This is a genomic window from Flavobacterium sp., from assembly GCF_040383245.1.
GTDB lineage: Bacteria > Bacteroidota > Bacteroidia > Flavobacteriales > Flavobacteriaceae > Flavobacterium.
The window spans coordinates 46,219-63,059 of record NZ_JBEIDX010000013.1; the positions used below are offsets into that span (position 1 = coordinate 46,219).

Annotated in this window: 15 protein-coding genes and 1 other RNA gene; 7 read left to right on the forward strand and 9 right to left on the reverse strand. The window is 32.3% G+C overall.

What is annotated here, in order from left to right; all coding sequences use genetic code 11:
- The first annotated feature begins 110 nt into the window (after window positions 1-110).
- Entirely contained in the window at window positions 111-3,767 is a 3,657-nt protein-coding gene (gene purL, locus ABWO08_RS07015; RefSeq protein WP_353084647.1) for a phosphoribosylformylglycinamidine synthase, read from the forward strand.
- Window positions 3,768-3,771: 4 nt separating this feature from the next.
- Here the strand turns inward: purL and ABWO08_RS07020 are convergent, their stop codons facing one another.
- Entirely contained in the window at window positions 3,772-5,187 is a 1,416-nt protein-coding gene (locus ABWO08_RS07020; RefSeq protein ID WP_353084649.1) for an ATP-dependent DNA helicase, read from the reverse strand.
- A gap of 123 nt (window positions 5,188-5,310) precedes the next feature.
- Between ABWO08_RS07020 and ABWO08_RS07025 the strand changes: the two genes are divergently transcribed.
- Together ABWO08_RS07025 and rsmD are read left to right on the forward strand one after the other, a co-directional pair.
- Window positions 5,311-6,117, forward strand: a complete 807-nt coding sequence (locus ABWO08_RS07025) for a DUF3822 family protein (RefSeq protein ID WP_353084651.1) — start codon at window positions 5,311-5,313, stop codon at window positions 6,115-6,117.
- Window positions 6,114-6,671 carry a 16S rRNA (guanine(966)-N(2))-methyltransferase RsmD gene (gene rsmD, locus ABWO08_RS07030; RefSeq protein WP_353084653.1) on the forward strand — a complete coding sequence of 186 codons (558 nt, stop codon included), beginning with the start codon at window positions 6,114-6,116 and terminating at the stop codon, window positions 6,669-6,671. Before ABWO08_RS07025 ends, rsmD begins: the two co-directional genes overlap by 4 nt.
- Here rsmD and rnpB read toward each other — a convergent pair.
- The 8 genes from rnpB to ABWO08_RS07070 form a co-directional block, all read right to left on the reverse strand.
- Window positions 6,670-6,985, reverse strand: an RNA gene (gene rnpB / locus ABWO08_RS07035) — RNase P RNA component class A. The two genes, rsmD and rnpB, sit on opposite strands and share 2 nt — an antisense overlap.
- A gap of 33 nt (window positions 6,986-7,018) precedes the next feature.
- The gene (locus tag ABWO08_RS07040) at window positions 7,019-7,927 is read right to left on the reverse strand and encodes a ribonuclease Z (protein WP_353084654.1); all 909 of its coding nucleotides are present in this window, start codon (window positions 7,925-7,927) and stop codon (window positions 7,019-7,021) included.
- A 43-nt stretch (window positions 7,928-7,970) separates the two neighbouring features.
- Window positions 7,971-8,174, reverse strand: coding sequence for a hypothetical protein (locus tag ABWO08_RS07045; RefSeq protein WP_353084656.1), 204 nt, complete (start codon window positions 8,172-8,174; stop codon window positions 7,971-7,973).
- Window positions 8,175-8,183: 9 nt separating this feature from the next.
- Window positions 8,184-8,516 carry a ribonuclease Z gene (locus tag ABWO08_RS07050; protein ID WP_353084657.1) on the reverse strand — a complete coding sequence of 111 codons (333 nt, stop codon included), beginning with the start codon at window positions 8,514-8,516 and terminating at the stop codon, window positions 8,184-8,186.
- A 10-nt stretch (window positions 8,517-8,526) separates the two neighbouring features.
- Window positions 8,527-9,456, reverse strand: coding sequence for an aspartate carbamoyltransferase catalytic subunit (locus ABWO08_RS07055; protein ID WP_353084658.1), 930 nt, complete (start codon window positions 9,454-9,456; stop codon window positions 8,527-8,529).
- Window positions 9,457-9,460: 4 nt separating this feature from the next.
- The gene (pyrR, locus tag ABWO08_RS07060; RefSeq protein WP_353084660.1) at window positions 9,461-10,000 is read right to left on the reverse strand and encodes a bifunctional pyr operon transcriptional regulator/uracil phosphoribosyltransferase PyrR; all 540 of its coding nucleotides are present in this window, start codon (window positions 9,998-10,000) and stop codon (window positions 9,461-9,463) included.
- Window positions 10,001-10,114: 114 nt separating this feature from the next.
- Window positions 10,115-10,699 (reverse strand): glutathione peroxidase, encoded by a 585-nt coding sequence (locus ABWO08_RS07065; protein WP_353084661.1) that lies wholly within the window; start codon window positions 10,697-10,699, stop codon window positions 10,115-10,117.
- A gap of 2 nt (window positions 10,700-10,701) precedes the next feature.
- On the reverse strand, window positions 10,702-13,839 hold the full coding sequence (locus tag ABWO08_RS07070) for a cytochrome c biogenesis protein CcsA (RefSeq protein ID WP_353084663.1): 3,138 nt from the start codon (window positions 13,837-13,839) through the stop codon (window positions 10,702-10,704).
- A gap of 160 nt (window positions 13,840-13,999) precedes the next feature.
- Here ABWO08_RS07070 and ABWO08_RS07075 point away from each other — a divergent pair, with 160 nt between their 5' ends.
- Genes ABWO08_RS07075 through ABWO08_RS07090 form a run of 4 tightly spaced genes read left to right on the forward strand, consistent with a single transcriptional unit; the run spans window position 14,000 to window position 16,808 of the window.
- Window positions 14,000-14,758 (forward strand): Rossmann-like and DUF2520 domain-containing protein, encoded by a 759-nt coding sequence (locus ABWO08_RS07075; protein WP_353084665.1) that lies wholly within the window; start codon window positions 14,000-14,002, stop codon window positions 14,756-14,758.
- Entirely contained in the window at window positions 14,742-15,269 is a 528-nt protein-coding gene (locus tag ABWO08_RS07080) for a KdsC family phosphatase (protein ID WP_353084686.1), read from the forward strand. The genes ABWO08_RS07075 and ABWO08_RS07080 overlap by 17 nt, the downstream gene beginning before the upstream one ends.
- 23 nt (window positions 15,270-15,292) lie before the next feature.
- Complete coding sequence (locus ABWO08_RS07085) at window positions 15,293-16,219, forward strand: geranylgeranylglycerol-phosphate geranylgeranyltransferase (protein ID WP_353084667.1); 927 nt, start codon at window positions 15,293-15,295, stop codon at window positions 16,217-16,219.
- Window positions 16,212-16,808: a Maf-like protein gene (locus ABWO08_RS07090; RefSeq protein WP_353084669.1), complete on the forward strand. Its 597-nt coding sequence runs from the start codon at window positions 16,212-16,214 to the stop codon at window positions 16,806-16,808. Before ABWO08_RS07085 ends, ABWO08_RS07090 begins: the two co-directional genes overlap by 8 nt.
- Window positions 16,809-16,841: the final 33 nt, after the last annotated feature.

The window sequence follows — 16,841 nt, forward strand, 5'->3', positions numbered from 1 at the left end:
ACCCGTTAAAAACTATTTACAACTCCTTTTGTTGCTTTTAATTTTTAAACTAAATTTGCATACACAACACGAGGGCAATTTTTTATTGTCACTTACAACACAACAATAAAATGATTCACTTTTTCGGAAACGAAAGCGCTACTGTTTTTGCCGTTCAATCGAGCGAAAACCAACTTTCAGCTGCAACTATCTCTAAATTAAATTGGCTTTTTGGTAATGCAACAAAAATAGATAAATCCGTGCTTGCGGATTTTTTTGTTGGTCCAAGAGCCGCAATGGTAACTCCTTGGAGTACCAATGCCGTAGAGATCACTCAAAATATGGGTATCTCTGGAATTATTAGAATTGAAGAATTCGAAAAAGTTACTGCAAATTATTTGCAGTTTGATCCAATGCTTTCGCAAAAATATTCCGAGTTAAATCAAGATATTTTCGCCATTAATATTGCTCCAGAAGCTATTTTAGAAATTGAAAACATTGCGCAGTACAACCAACAAGAAGGTTTGGCATTAAGCGCTGAAGAAGTAGAGTATTTAGAAAATCTTTCTAAAAAACTAAATCGAAAATTAACCGATTCTGAGGTTTTTGGTTTTTCACAAGTGAATTCAGAGCACTGTCGTCACAAAATATTCAACGGAACTTTTGTTATTGATGGAGAAGAAAAACCAACTTCATTATTCAAATTAATTAAGAAAACATCGGCAGAAAACCCTAATGATATTGTTTCTGCTTACAAAGATAATGTGGCTTTTATAAAAGGGCCAAGAGTGGAACAATTTGCTCCTAATAGAGCCGACCAACCCGATTATTACACCAAAAAAGAATTTGATTCGGTACTTTCATTAAAAGCAGAAACACATAACTTTCCTACTACAGTTGAGCCATTTAATGGCGCGGCAACTGGATCTGGAGGAGAAATTAGAGACCGTCTTGCTGGTGGTCAAGGATCTTTACCGTTAGCTGGAACTGCAGTTTACATGACCGCCTATTCTAGATTGAATGAAGGTAGAACTTGGGAAGCAGGAATGCAAGAAAGAAAATGGTTGTATCAAACACCAATGGATATTTTAATCAAAGCATCTAATGGTGCTTCCGATTTTGGGAATAAATTTGGTCAACCCCTTATTACTGGATCTATTTTAACTTTTGAACACGAAGAAAACAACCGCAAATTGGGTTATGATAAAGTAATCATGCAAGCGGGTGGAATTGGTTACGGAAAAGCAGCGCAAGCACAAAAATACGAACCAACTTCGGGAGATAAAATTGTAATTCTTGGTGGTGAAAATTATAGAATTGGAATGGGTGGTGCCGCAGTATCTTCTGCAGATACGGGTGCTTTTGGGTCGGGTATCGAATTGAATGCGATTCAAAGATCAAACCCTGAAATGCAAAAAAGAGCTGCCAATGCCATTCGTGGATTGGTAGAAAGTGATGAAAATCCTATTGTTTCAATTCATGATCATGGTGCCGGTGGGCATTTAAATTGTTTATCAGAACTAGTGGAAGCAACCGGAGGATTAATTGACTTAGACAAATTACCTGTTGGTGACCCTACCCTTTCTGCTAAAGAAATTATCGGTAACGAAAGCCAAGAACGAATGGGATTGGTTATTGGTGAAAAAGACATTGATACGTTACAGCGCATTGCCGATAGAGAACGTTCGCCAATGTATCAAGTTGGAGAAGTAACCGGAAACCATCGTTTTACTTTTGAAAGTAAAAAAACAGGTGCAAAACCAATGGATTTTGCGCTTGAAGACATGTTTGGAAGTTCGCCTAAAACCATTATGGCAGACAAAACTGTTGTAAGAAATTACAATCAATTAAGTTATTTGCAAGAAAATCTACCAACCTATTTAGAAAACATATTAAAATTAGAAGCGGTAGCTTGTAAAGATTGGCTTACCAATAAAGTTGACCGTTGTGTTGGCGGTAAAGTTGCCAAACAGCAATGTGCTGGTCCGTTACAATTACCTTTAAACAATGTTGGGGTAATGGCGTTAGATTACAACGGAAAAGAAGGTATTGCAACAACTATAGGCCACGCTCCTATTTCGGCATTAATTGATCCTAAGGCAGGAAGTAGAAATGCTATTGGTGAAGCTTTAAGTAACATCGTTTTTGCTCCATTAAAAGACAATTTAAAAAGTGTTTCCCTTTCGGCAAATTGGATGTGGGCATGTAAAAATGAAGGAGAGGATGCTCGTTTGTATGAAGCTGTAGAAGCTTGTTCTGAATTTGCAATTGAATTAGGAATCAATATTCCAACAGGGAAAGATTCACTTTCAATGAAACAAAAATATCCAAATGATGAAGTGATTGCACCTGGAACGGTTATTATTTCAGCGGCAGGAAATTGTTCGAATATTACTAAGGTCGTGGAGCCTGTCTTACAACATAATAAAGGTTCTATTTATTATATTAATTTATCGCAAGATGAACACAAATTAGGCGGAAGCTCGTTTGCACAAACGTTGAATAAAATTGGTGAAGCAACTCCAACAATTAAAGATGCAGCCTTTTTCAAAAATGCATTTAATACGATTCAAAACCTAATTAAAGACAGACAAATCATTGCCGGTCATGATATTGGAAGTGGTGGATTAATTACTACTTTATTAGAATTATGCTTTGCAGATGTAAATTTGGGAGCAAAAATTAATTTCGATTCATTAAATGAAAAAGATTTAATTAAACTTTTATTTTCAGAAAATATTGGAGTAGTGCTTCAGGCAAAAGACGATGCTACATTTGAAAAAACATTTGAAGAAATGGAAATTTTCAAAATTGGATCGGTTACTGAAAGTGCTATTTTAGAACTTGGAAGCTGGAAATTAGATGTAAATAACTATAGAAAAATATGGTTTGAAACTTCTTATTTATTAGATCAAAAACAAACTAAAAACAACAAAGCAACAGAACGCTTTGAGAATTTTGACAAACAAAAATTAGACTATAAATTTCCTGCTCATTTTACAGGAAAAGCACCAATTATTCCAAATAATGCGCGTCCTAAAGCTGCTATTATTAGAGAGAAAGGAAGCAATAGTGAGCGTGAGATGGCAAATGCGATGTATTTGGCTGGATTTGATGTTAAGGATGTACACATGACCGATCTAATTTCGGGAAGAGAAACTTTAGAAGATATCCAATTTATTGGAGCAGTTGGTGGATTTTCCAATTCAGATGTATTGGGTTCTGCTAAAGGTTGGGCTGGTGCCTTTTTATATAACGAAAAAGCCAAAACCGCTTTACAAAACTTCTATAAAAGAGAAGATACCTTATCTGTAGGAATCTGTAATGGATGCCAATTGTTTATGGAATTAGAATTGATCAATCCAGAACATGAAATTCATGGAAAAATGCGTCATAATGATTCTCAAAAACACGAAAGTATTTTTACTTCTGTGAAGGTTCAAGAAAACAATTCGGTTATGCTTTCATCATTAGCAGGAAGCACTTTAGGTGTTTGGGTTTCGCACGGAGAAGGAAAATTCAATTTACCTTACGAAGAAAATCAATATCATATTGTTGCTAAATATGGTTACGAAGGTTACCCGGCAAATCCGAATGGATCTGACTACAACACGGCAATGCTTTGTGATAAAACCGGAAGACATTTAGTTATGATGCCGCACATTGAGCGTTCTACTTTCCCTTGGAACTGGGCGTATTATCCAAGTGATAAAAAAGACGAAGTTTCGCCATGGATTGAAGCGTTTGTAAATGCTAGATTATGGGTTGAAAACGTAAATTCGAAGTAATTTACTATTCAAAACTTTCATCTTTAAAGCCAATTAAATATAACTTATATTTGGCTCTTGTCATTGCGGTATACAACCAACGAATGTAATCTCTATCGATACCATCTGGTAAATAAGGCTGTTCAATAAATACAGTATCCCATTGCCCTCCTTGACTTTTATGGCAAGTAATGGCATAAGAGAATTTAACTTGCAAACTATTGAAATATTCGTTGTTTTTTACTTTTTGAAACTTCGCATATTTTGAAGTTAGATGCTCGTAATCTTTTTGAACTTCGGTATAAAGTGCATTAGATTGCTCATAAGTTAGCGATGGTGATTCACTTTTAAGTGTATCCAAAATCAATACGGTTTCAAACGGAATCTGATTTGGATAATCGACCATTCTGATTTTAACTTTAGCAAAATTAAATCCGTATAATTCTTTAAAACTATATATTTCTAATACTTCAATGATGTCGCCGTTTGCAATAAAACCAGCTTCATCTTTTTCTTTGAGCCAAAAATAATTATTCTTAACTACCATCAAATAATCTCCAACAGACAAATCACTTTCCTTATCAAGGATTTTTAACCTGATTTGTTCGTTGTATTGATTGGCTCTTTTGTTTGAACGCACAATGAAAGCCGTGTCTTCAATTGAATAATTACTATATGCCTGATTGATGGCATCTTGAATATCATAACCATCGGTCAATCGAACAATATCTTTGAATCCAGAAAGTTTAAATTTGAATTCGGTAATAAACGAATCTTTCAATAACTCTCTCAATTCGGTTGCATTATATAAAACCCCTGAATTCAATTCTTGTCGCATGACTTCATCCAATTCAATTGAATCAACATTTTTATCAAAGCCGAGTTCTAAAGTATCCGTGTTTAAAGCTGGTGAAATATCCATACCAACCGGCGGTAATTGAGCACTATCACCTAGCAAAATCATTTTACAATTCTCACCGCTATATACATAAGAAATTAAATCATCGAGAAGACTTCCATTTTCGTACAATTTACTTTCAATACTTTGATCAGAAATCATAGATGCCTCATCAATAATGAAGATGGTGTTTTTGTGTTTGTTTTGTTGCATCGTAAATGCTACTCCACCTCCACTCGATTTTTTAGGGAAATATATTTTTTTATGAATTGTAAATGCTGGCTTATTCGAATAATTTGCAATAACCTTGGCTGCTCTTCCCGTTGGGGCAAGAAGCACATATTTTTTATTTATTTCTACTAAATTATTTACAATAGTAGAAATCACCGTGGTTTTCCCGGTACCTGCATATCCTTTTAATACAAAAATAGAATCATTGGATGGCGATTCTAAAAAAGCGGCAATTTTTTGAAAAAAAAGATCCTGCTTAACTGTAGGGTTAAATGGAAAATTGCTTGATAATATGGAATAAAAATTCTTCAAAAGTTATAGAAATAAACAAGATGTAAAGATATAGGATTAAAAGGCAAATTCAACATCCTAAATTACATCTATTAACAAATATTGATTTTTTCTTCGTAAGTTTGCTGAGTCATAAAAGCAAACATGTCGAACAGTATTATTGATAAAACCTACAAAAAATTAGCTATCCAAGTTGCCTTGGACGGATTGTCTTTTGGCGTTTTTGATACTTTGAATTCTACACCGCTATTATTAAAGCATGTCCCATTTACCAATTCACAACGCAGTGCGAAGATTGAAGAGATTATGGAATTGGTTTATCATGACAATCCCGAGTTGAAGCACCACTATGATGAAATAGCAATTATTCACAGTAATAATTTATCAACTTTTGTCCCAACGGCGCTATTCGACGAGGAATTTATTGGTAGTTATCTTCAATACAATACGAAGGTTTTTGAAACCGATTTTTTTACTTTTGATGCTTTAGAAAATTATGAAATGAATCATGTTTATATTCCATATGTGAATATGAATAATTTTTTTATTGATCAATATGGTTCATTTGATTACAAGCACGCACACACAATTTTGGTTTCAAGATTATTAGATTTATCTAAAAATAAAGAAGAACGCAAAATGTTCGTTAATATTAGTGAAAGTCATTTTGAAATCATTGTGGTTCAAAATCAAAAACTTCTATTATTTAATTCATTTGAATATAAAACTCCAGAAGATTTTATCTACTACATTTTGTTTACTGCAGAGCAACTGCAACTAAATCCAGAAAACTTTCAATTAGAATTACTTGGAACCATTCAGGAAGACGATGCCTATTACAAAATTGCTTATCAATACATTAGAAATGTTTCTTTATTGGATGTATCTGATAAGAAAAACACTTTTACAGATTCTGAAAATAGAGAATTTTTTATCCTTATCCACACGTGAGAATCATATCTGGCAAATATAAAGGCCGAAGAATAACTGCTCCAAAAAATCTTCCGGTTAGGCCAACTACCGATATGAGCAAAGAAGCCTTGTTTAATATTTTAAATAATCATTTCAATTTCTCAGAATTAAAAATTCTTGATTTATTTTCTGGAACTGGTAATATCAGCTACGAATTTGGATCTCGAGGTTGTGAAGATATCAGCAGTATTGATGGTGATATGGGTTGTGTAAATTTTATAAAAAAAACAGCTAAAGAATTCGACTTGAATATTACTGCAATAAAAAGTGATGTTTTTAAATTCTTAGAAAAACACAAAGCGAGTTACGACATTATTTTTGCCGATCCTCCTTATGGGATGGAACAAAAAGATTTTGAAAAATTAATAGAACTAGTTTTTGAAAGCAATCTTTTAGACGATGAAGGCATGCTTATTGTTGAACATTCGAAGCATACCAAGTTAAATCATTTGGAGCACTTTTCATTTGAAAAAAATTACGGAGGATCTGTTTTTACATTCTATGAATTAGAATCGGAAGAAGAAACAGAATAAAAAAAGCAGACCTATAAGCCGGATTCTGTCACTGATAAATCAGCGCCTTATCATTTATCTAGGCTTGCAATTACTCACAAGCTCTATCTTTCTACCCTTCGACAACGGACGAGTAATCCTTAAATGTCGATATACTTGAAATTTCACCGCATAGAGTTTACCTGGTTTCACTACAGCATTACCTGTACCTGCTTTCTGTTGCACTTGTCCTAATTTCGATAAATCGAAACCGACGGGTGTTACCCGCTATGCTACTCTGTGGTGTCCGGACTTTCCTCTCTTCATTTCTGAACAGCGATAAGGCGGTCTGCGGTGCAAAGATAGGTTTTTAGATTTGTTATTAGGGACTAATCGAGCGAAAACTCTTTTCCGTCTTCGGCAAGATGAACCGATGGAAAAATCGTTTGCGCCTCTTCTTTAAAGAGTTCAATACTACTATATCTCGTAGAATAATGTCCTAAAATAAGGTTTTTTACCTGGGCTTTAGTTGCAATAGTTGCAGCTTGCTTTGCGGTAGAATGCATCGTTTTTTCGGATAATGCTTCTTCACTTTCTAAAAAAGTACTTTCGTGATATAAATAATCTACGTTTTGAATAATCGGAATAATCTTTTCATCATATTTAGTATCACTGCAATACGCATACGATTTTACAGGTAATGGTGGAAAAGATAATTCCGAATTTGGAATAACTGTTCCGTCTTCAAGGGTAACATCCCCGCCAAACTTTATTTTATTGAAATATACCTTATCAATAGTATAGTTTTCAATAGTTTCAAAATTTAACTTTCGTTCAATATTTTTCTCTTGAAACAAAAATCCATTTGTATAAATGCGATGACTTAGCGGAATGGTTTTTACAATTACCTTTTCATCTTCAAAAACGGTAACCGATTCTTTAGAAGTCAATTCGTGAAAATAAAGATTGTATCCAGAATACGAATCTGAGGCTCTTAATTGTAGTAAAATAATTTCTTTAATTCCCTTTGGTCCATATATATGTAAATCATTTTCACGATTTAACAACATAAAAGTCGATATCAAACCAATGAGTCCATAAAAATGATCTCCATGCAAATGAGAAATAAAAATGTGATTGATTTTAGAAAACTTGATTTTGCTTTTACGTAATTGCACTTGAGTACCTTCGGCACAATCAATTAAGAAAACTCTGTTTTTTATTTCTAAAACCTGAGATGTTGGATTGGATAAAGTCCTGGGTGTAGCGGCATAACAGCCGAATATAGTTAGTTTCATAGGAATTCTATTTTATAAAGTTAGAACTAACTATCAAATTGATTTATTCTTTTTTATTATTTTCTATATTACCCAAACGAACAACTTGAACAATAACATAAATTAATAATAATGCATTTACTCCTATTTTGAGAAAATCAAACTCCTGAGTTTTAATTCCTTTTATTAAGCGACTTGCTAATAAATAGGTCAAAATAAATAATACTGCGACATAAATATAAAAAACCATTTTATTATTAATTTTCATAGTATCAAATTAAAATCCTAAATCGCGTTCTATTTCTTCCATTTCAATGATATCATGTGCTTCTTGTATTGAAGGAACCACCGTAATTTGTGCTGGTACAGAATTAAAATCAATATCCGAAGCAACGATAACAATTGATTTATTATTACTGCTGTGCGTTTTTACTAATTCGGAAAACAATTTTATATCTGAAAGCGCTACATTTTTATCATGAGTAACATCCAAAATTAAATTCTTACTTTTATAACTACCCTGTTCATGAGTAAGTTTATTTAGAAAATTCTGAATATCACCTTGCGTATCTCTAATTATTGTAGTATGTCCTTTTTGATCTACTTTCATGGATGAATTGTTATTGTTTTATTTTGGATGCTAATAAATAGATTACTGCCATTCGTATTGCAACTCCGTTTTCAACTTGATCCAAGATTACAGATTGTTGTGAATCCGCAACATCCGAAGTAATTTCAACTCCGCGGTTAATTGGGCCCGGATGCATGATAATAATTTCTTTGTTTAATGAATCTAATAAAGCTTTATCTACTCCATATTGCTGGGCATATTCTCTGGTAGATGGAAAATAATTCACATCCATTCTTTCGTTTTGTACACGCAACATATTGGCTACATCACACCATTCTAAGGCTTTACGAAGATTAGGTTCTACAGTTACACCAAGACTTTCAATGTATTTCGGAATTAAAGTTTTTGGACCACATACTTTAACCTCGGCTCCTTGCATTTGAAGGGCATAAATATTGGATAATGCAACACGCGAATGTAAAATATCGCCAACAATTACTACTTTTTTTCCAGCCACTTCGCCAAGTTTCTCTCTTATTGAAAAACTATCCAACAAGGCTTGAGTTGGGTGCTCATGGGCACCATCTCCTGCATTTACAATACTTGCGTTTACATTTTGAGATAAGAAATAAGCAGCTCCCGGATTGGCATGGCGCATTACCACCATATCAACTTTCATAGAAAGTATGTTATTTACTGTATCGATAAGTGTTTCTCCTTTTTTAACTGAAGATTGCGCTGCTGAAAAACTAATTACATCTGCCGAAAGTCTTTTTTGAGCTAATTCGAAAGATAACTTGGTACGAGTACTATTTTCGAAAAATATATTAGCGATAGTTATATCTCGTAATGAAGGGACTTTTTTAATAGGTCTATTGATTACTTCTTTAAAGTGATCGGCGGTTTCAAATATCAAATCAATATCTTCTTTAACTAGATATTTAATTCCTAATAAATGGTTTACACTTAATTCTTTCATAAATCTATTCTTTAATCAAATAAACGGCATCTTCTCCTTCTTTTTCTAGCCAGCAAACTTTCACTTTTTCGCCATTAATAGCATCTACTTGTCTACCTCTGTAATCGGGTTGAATTGGTAAATGACGGCTAAATCTTCTGTCTATTAAGGTCAATAATTCCACTTCTATTGGACGACCAAATGATTGAATCGCAGTTAAAGCTGCATTGATACTTCTTCCAGTATATAAAACATCGTCGATGAAAACGACTTTTTTATTTTCTACCAAGAAATCAATTTGGGTTATATTAGCTTCCAAGGGTTTTTCACCTCTACGGAAATCATCTCTAAAAAAGGTAATATCTAAAAATCCAAGGCAAATATTATTTATTTGATACTCAGATTCTAAAATTTGCTTAATGCGTTGGGCTAAATATTTACCTCGAGGTTGTAAACCAATTAGTACGGTATTTGAAAAATCAAGATGTTTTTCGATTAACTGACAGGCCAAACGATTTAAGATGATAGTAACTTCTTTGGAAGTGAGCAATATTTTTTGACTCATAATGAAGCGTTGTTTGGTGTGTAAAAGTAATAAAAAATAATAAATAGACCTAAAAAAAATCCTTTTACTGGAATAAAAGGACTTTTAAGATACCAAAACATTTGAAAATAAAAATTATTTGTTAATCCAATTAACTATTTCTTGATCTGTTGGAAGCACCCGTGGTAGTATTACTTTCTCTAATTCACCTTTTTCATTAATCAAATATTTTTGAAAATTCCATTCTACTTCACTGTCTTGTAATCCGTTTTTTGATTTTTGAGTTAAAAACTGATAAACAGCACACATATCACCTCCATTTACAGACACTTTTTCCATCATTGGAAAAGTAACTCCGTAATTTTTTTGACAAAATTCACTAATCTCTTTGCTAGATCCTGGTTCTTGCGCAGCAAAATTATTTGCAGGAAAACCAACAACCACAAAATTGTTAGATTTATACTTTTCATAAATAGCTTCCAAATCTTTGTATTGAGGAGTTAATCCACATTTAGAAGCAGTATTTACAATTAGAATTTTCTTTCCTTTTAGTGAAGCAAAATCAAATTCATTTCCAGACAAATCTTTTACTTTATAAGAATAAATTGTTTCTTTCGACATTATATTTGTGTTTAAAGGTTTTACGACAGCAGCTTCCTGCGCTTGATTTTTACAGCTAAATAAAAGACTCAATCCAAATATTAATACTAACTTTTTCATAATTATTTTTTAAAAATTTTTCGATATTTCAAATAAACAAAAGTGGAGAAAATCATGTATATAACGAATACATATAAATAAATCTCTACATTTTGTTTTTCACCCGATGCATAAGAATGCATTCCGGTAAGGTGGAAATTAACTCCGAAGTAAGTCATTAAAATCGATGCAAATGCCAAAACACTCATGAAATTAAATGAGAATAAACCTCTTAAAGCAGGAACAAAACGCGCATGAATTACAAATGCATAAACCATAATACTAATAAGAGCCCACGTTTCTTTTGGGTCCCAACCCCAATACCTTCCCCAACTTTCATTGGCCCATTGACCTCCTAAAAAGTTTCCTATGGTAAGCATAACTAATCCAATAGTTAATGCCATTTCATTGATATAGGTAATTTCTTTGATGTGTAAAGTCATTTTTTCTTTGTTGCTTTCGTTAGTAAACAACATTAAAAATAAGGCTACCAACCCTAAAACCATTCCTAATGTAAACGGACCATAACTCGCCACAATTACCGCAACGTGAATCATCAACCAATACGAATTAAGTACAGGTTGCAAATTGGCAATAGAAGGATCTAACCAGTTTAAATGGGCCACCATCAAAATCATTGAAGCCACAAAAGTTCCAGAAGCAACAGTTAATTTCGATTTTCTATCAAACGCTAAAGTGAAAAACATCGTAGCCCATGCAACATAAATCATACTCTCATAAGCGTTACTCCATGGTGCATGACCAGAAACATACCAACGCGCAATTAGACCTAAAGTATGCAAACCGAATAAAACTCCGACAATTATATGAAATGCATTAACTGCAATTCGAATGGGTTTGTTATTGAAGAAAATACTAACAATAACCATAATTAACATTAAGCTACCCGCTAGCATATACAACCAAAACAGATTTTTAAAAACATCAAATTTGTTTAACAAAATCTCGGAAGTTATTTGATCATCTGATGGGCGAACCGCTTTACCATATTTTTTCTGATAATTTTCCATACCTAGCAACATGGTATTTGCCAAAGTATAATCATTGGTTTTTGCTGCTTTTGCTAAAGCGTCAAAATAATACGGCAGAGCATTTTTAATTGCATCTAAGTCATTACCCTTTGGATGATCTATTTCTAAAAAGGATAGCCACTTGTTGTTTTTATCATTTGGAATTGGAAAGATTTTTAAAATATTCCCACTTAATGCAGAATTTAAAATATTTACTTTTTTATCTACTTCAATAAAATCTTTTTGAAACTGATTTGGAGTATTGGTTTTATAGGCATCATCCAAATAAGGGCTCAATTTATAATTTCCCATTTTGTCAAATAGCGATCTAAAAGTCACATACTTTTCTTCTGGGTTTACCCCGATAATTTTACGAATACTATCATTACCTTTTTTGATATAAATCAAAGGCAACTCAAACCAAGCTGCAGGAAATTGAGACATCGAAATAAACACTTGATCGGAATTCATACCTTCATAAGTTTCGCGTTTGCTAACTTTTCGAAGTAATTCAGATGAAAAAGTATTTATCGGTTTCATCCTACCACCATCGTCTTGTATCACCAAGCGACCAAACTTTTCTGCTTGTGCTTCTGGTACTTTATAAGCCAAAATAGAATCTAAATAATTAAATTTAGTTTGCTTATCATGGTGCTGTGAAAAACCATTTAAAGTTCCTAGTAAAAGCAGAATAGAAAACAATTTGGATTTTTTGTTTTTCACTTCTTCTAATTTTCTTTTTATATCTGCAAATCGGGTGTTTTTTACAAATAATATCGCCATCATGGCAAAAAACAAGAAGAAATAACCAATATAAGTAATCATAGTTCCCCAATAATCGTGGTTTACAGAAAGGATAGTTCCTTTTTCATCTGGATCAAATGAAGATTGAAAAAAGCGATAGCCACCGTGATCTAAAATATGATTCATATAAATATCGGCATTAAATTTAGATTCATTTTCCGTAACGGTTACTTTACTTTCGTACGAGGAATAACTCTTTTCGGTACCTGGGTATTTTTTGGCAACAAAATCATTCAAAGTAATATTGAAAGGTAAGGTATATACTTTACTGCCAAAAAACAATGTGTATTCTAACTTTCCTAATTTCACGACTTGGGGTTCGCCTGCAGTTCCTTTTGATCCTTTAAGTACAATGTCTTTAGATTTACCTTCAGAATCAATTGTAAGAACTAATGCATCGGAAGAATTTTTTTTCTTATAATCATTACCCGAAACAATATCTTTTACTCCGTTAATAGGTTGCTCTGGAAAAACAAATTGTGCACCACCAACATTATAAAGTGAACGAAACATTAACGGTTGAATGGCATCTTTAGTAACTGTTCCCTGAAGCTTATCAGCCATACGCATAAATTGACCGTCAAATGGTGCTTCAATAGTAGTTGAAGATCCCTTTACAGTAATATTAATTGCACCTTTAGTTGGTTTATTTAAAGCAAAAAGAACATTGTGAATGTTTGTTACAGTACCTCCCTCTAAATAATGTTCATGACGAGAACCTCCACCCGATTCTACCATTTTAAAAAACAGCTTACCACTTGAAGTTGCTTTTATGGTGTCTTTGGCATCCATTATAAAATCTTTATAAGAAATTTTAAATGGTGTAGAATCAAACTTATCATTTATAGCAAAATAGTTACTTGCAAATGGTGGATAAACAGCTGGAGACAATAACAACGGCTGCTCAAATAAACGTCTTTTTAATTCACCATGGTATTCGCCATCTACAAAAACAGTAAGAAAATTATTGCTAGAATACACCTGATTTGCTGTTGCTCCTTCACGAATTGGCATCATGCCTTCATAACTAATATATCTAGTTATAAATGCTCCAAAAATGATTAATACAAAAGATAAATGCAATAATAAAGTGGCCCATTTTTCTTTTTTGTACAGTTGGTATCTTTTAATATTTCCTGCAAAATTTATCATGAAGAATACCATGATTACTTCAAACCACCAGGCATTATAAATCCATATTCTTGCAGTATCTGTATTGTAATAACTCTCAATAAAGGTTCCTATTCCCATTGCAAGTGCAAAACCTAAAAACAAAATTGCCATTAATCTTGTAGAAAAAAGGAAAGAAAAATACTTTTTATTCATTATGAAAAAATTTATAAAACCAATTAATTTGGAATTGCAAAAGTAAATTAAAATTGTGGATTAATAATTGTATTAAATAGGTTTTAAGTGATTTTTAAGAGGTGTTTATTTCAATAAATGAATTTAATGCAAATTCAAAAAAAATGAATATTTTTACAAAATGATATCAGTAAGTATAATTGGTTCAGGGAATGTAGCCCAACATTTAATCTCCGCTTTTGAAAAAGCAGAAAATATTGAATTGGTTCAAGTTTATTCTCGAAACCCCACAGCTAATTTTCCTGATTCAAAATCAGTTGCTATTACCCAGAATTTTAATGAATTACAGCCTGTAGATTTATTTATCATAGCCGTTTCTGATGATGTTATCACATCGGTTTCAGATCAAATTCCTTTTTCAAATCAATTGGTAGTGCATACTTCTGGAAGTGTAGCCATGGAAAGTTTAAGTAATTCCAATCGAAAAGGAGTTTTTTATCCGCTGCAAACATTATCCAAAACCAAAGAAATAAATTTCAAAGAAGTACCTTTATGCATTGAAGCCGAATCAAATTCGGATTTAGAATTGCTTCATGAAGTTGCATCAGCTATTTCAAATAATGTTTTTGAAATTGATTCAAATCAACGAAAATCATTGCATGTTGCCGCAGTTTTTGTAAATAATTTTACCAATCATTTATTTCAAATTGGGAATGAGATTTGTGATGAAAACAGAGTATCTTTTGAAATATTAAAACCATTAATTTTTGAGACAGCAAATAAAATCAATTCACTTTCTCCAAAAGAAGCCCAAACGGGCCCTGCAAAAAGAAATGATACGATAACAATAAACAAACATTTAGATTTTTTATCAAATCCGAATCATAAAGAAATATACAAAATACTAACAAAATCAATAATTGATAATGGCAAGTTATAAAGAAATAATGAATCAAATTACCACCTTCATTTTTGATGTAGATGGCGTATTAACAGACAGTTCGGTACATGTTACTGAAAATGGCGAAATGCTTCGAATCATGAATATTAGAGATGGATTTGCAATGAAAGCTGCTCTAGAAAGTGGCTATAATGTTTGCATTATTTCAGGTGGGAAAAATGAAGGAGTCCGAATTCGTTTACGAAATTTAGGTATACATGATATCCATCTTGGTAGTCCAGATAAAGTTGAAACCTTTAAAGAATATACAGAATTATATAACATCAAACCTGAAACTGTATTGTATATGGGTGATGATATTCCCGATTATCATGTAATGCAGTTGGTGGGATTACCTACTTGTCCTCAAGATTCTAGTCCGGAGATTAAAGCAATATCTGCTTATATATCTCATAAAAACGGTGGAAAAGGAGCCGTTAGAGATGTGATTGAACAGGTAATGAAAGTGCAAGGTAAATGGCATTTATATTATAACGGAAAACACGATTAAAATTTAGTTAATTATTATTACAAATGAAATTCCTACAATTAATTCGTTATAAAAACTTATTGCAATTAGCTTTAATGCAGTTGATTATTCGGTTTGGATATTTAGAGCAAGTTCAAATTCCGCTTTCTTTATTTTATTGGCAATACACTTTATTGATCTTGTCAACGGTTTTTATTGCAGCAGGTGGTTTTGTTATTACTGCTATTTTTGATCAAGAATCTAATCAAATAAATAACGATAGTAAAGCATTAATTGGAACTTACATTTCAGAATCGGCAGCATATAACCTATATGCTGGACTAACAATTGCAGGTGTTGGATGCGGATTTATTTTAGCTAATTCTGTTGAACATTCTAATTTTGCAATACTATTTGTGCTAGTTGCAACCCTACTCTATTTCTACGCAAGTAGTATTAAAAACATTGCCTTTCTTGGAAATTTATTAATAGCATCCATTTTATCTTTTAGCATAATAATAATTGGAATATTTGACATTTTTCCAAATACTTTTGAAATTAACCAACAGCAAATGAGTGTGGCATTTTCAATTTTAATGGATTATGCCAAGTTTGTATTCATGATCTATTTGGTTCGCGAAATAATTATAAATATACTTAATTTTGAAAAAGATAGAACTCAGGAAATTAAAACTTTACCAGTAGTTATCGGAATTAAAAAATCAAATAAAATTGCTTTTATTTTATTACTATTACCACTTCTTTACTTATTCTATTATTCCTATAATTACCTATTTGAAAATAATTTATTTATTGGGATGATCTATATATTAGTTTTTGTGATTGCTCCAATGCTAGTTGGATTAATCCAGATATGGAATGCTAAAGAAAAAGAAGACTATAAAAATTGCAGTAAGTTGTTAAAATGGATAATATTTTTCGGAGTTTTATCAATCTGGGTAATAACCTACAACATCAAACATCATGGCTAAGCCTCATAAAATAATTTTAGCTTCTGGCTCACCTAGACGTCAACAATTTTTCAAAGATTTTGATATTGAAAATCAATTTGACTTTGAAATTCGTTTAAAAGAAATAGAAGAAATTTATCCTGACAACCTTGTAGCTGAAGAAATCACCAATTATTTAGCCGAATTAAAAGCTAATGCTTTTGATGGAGAATTAGCAGAAAATGAAATTCTAATTACAAGCGACACCTTGGTTTGGCTTGAAAATAAAGCGCTAGGAAAACCTAAAGATTATGACGATGCTGTTACGATATTAAAATCATTGTCAAACGCTACTCACGAAGTAATTACATCGGTTTGTTTTAAAACTAAATTTAAAGTTGATACTCTGTTTGATACTACCAAAGTAACCTTTAGAGAATTAAGTGAGGAATCTATATATTATTATTTAAAAAACTACAAGCCTTTTGATAAAGCAGGTGCCTATGGTATTCAAGATTGGATAGGACTAATCGGAATATCAAAAATTGAAGGGTCCTACACCAATGTGGTTGGCTTACCAACTGAAAAAGTGTACCGTTATTTATCACAAAATTTCCTGAATATTTTGTAGATTTACAATACTTTTATTCTTTATAAAAATGTA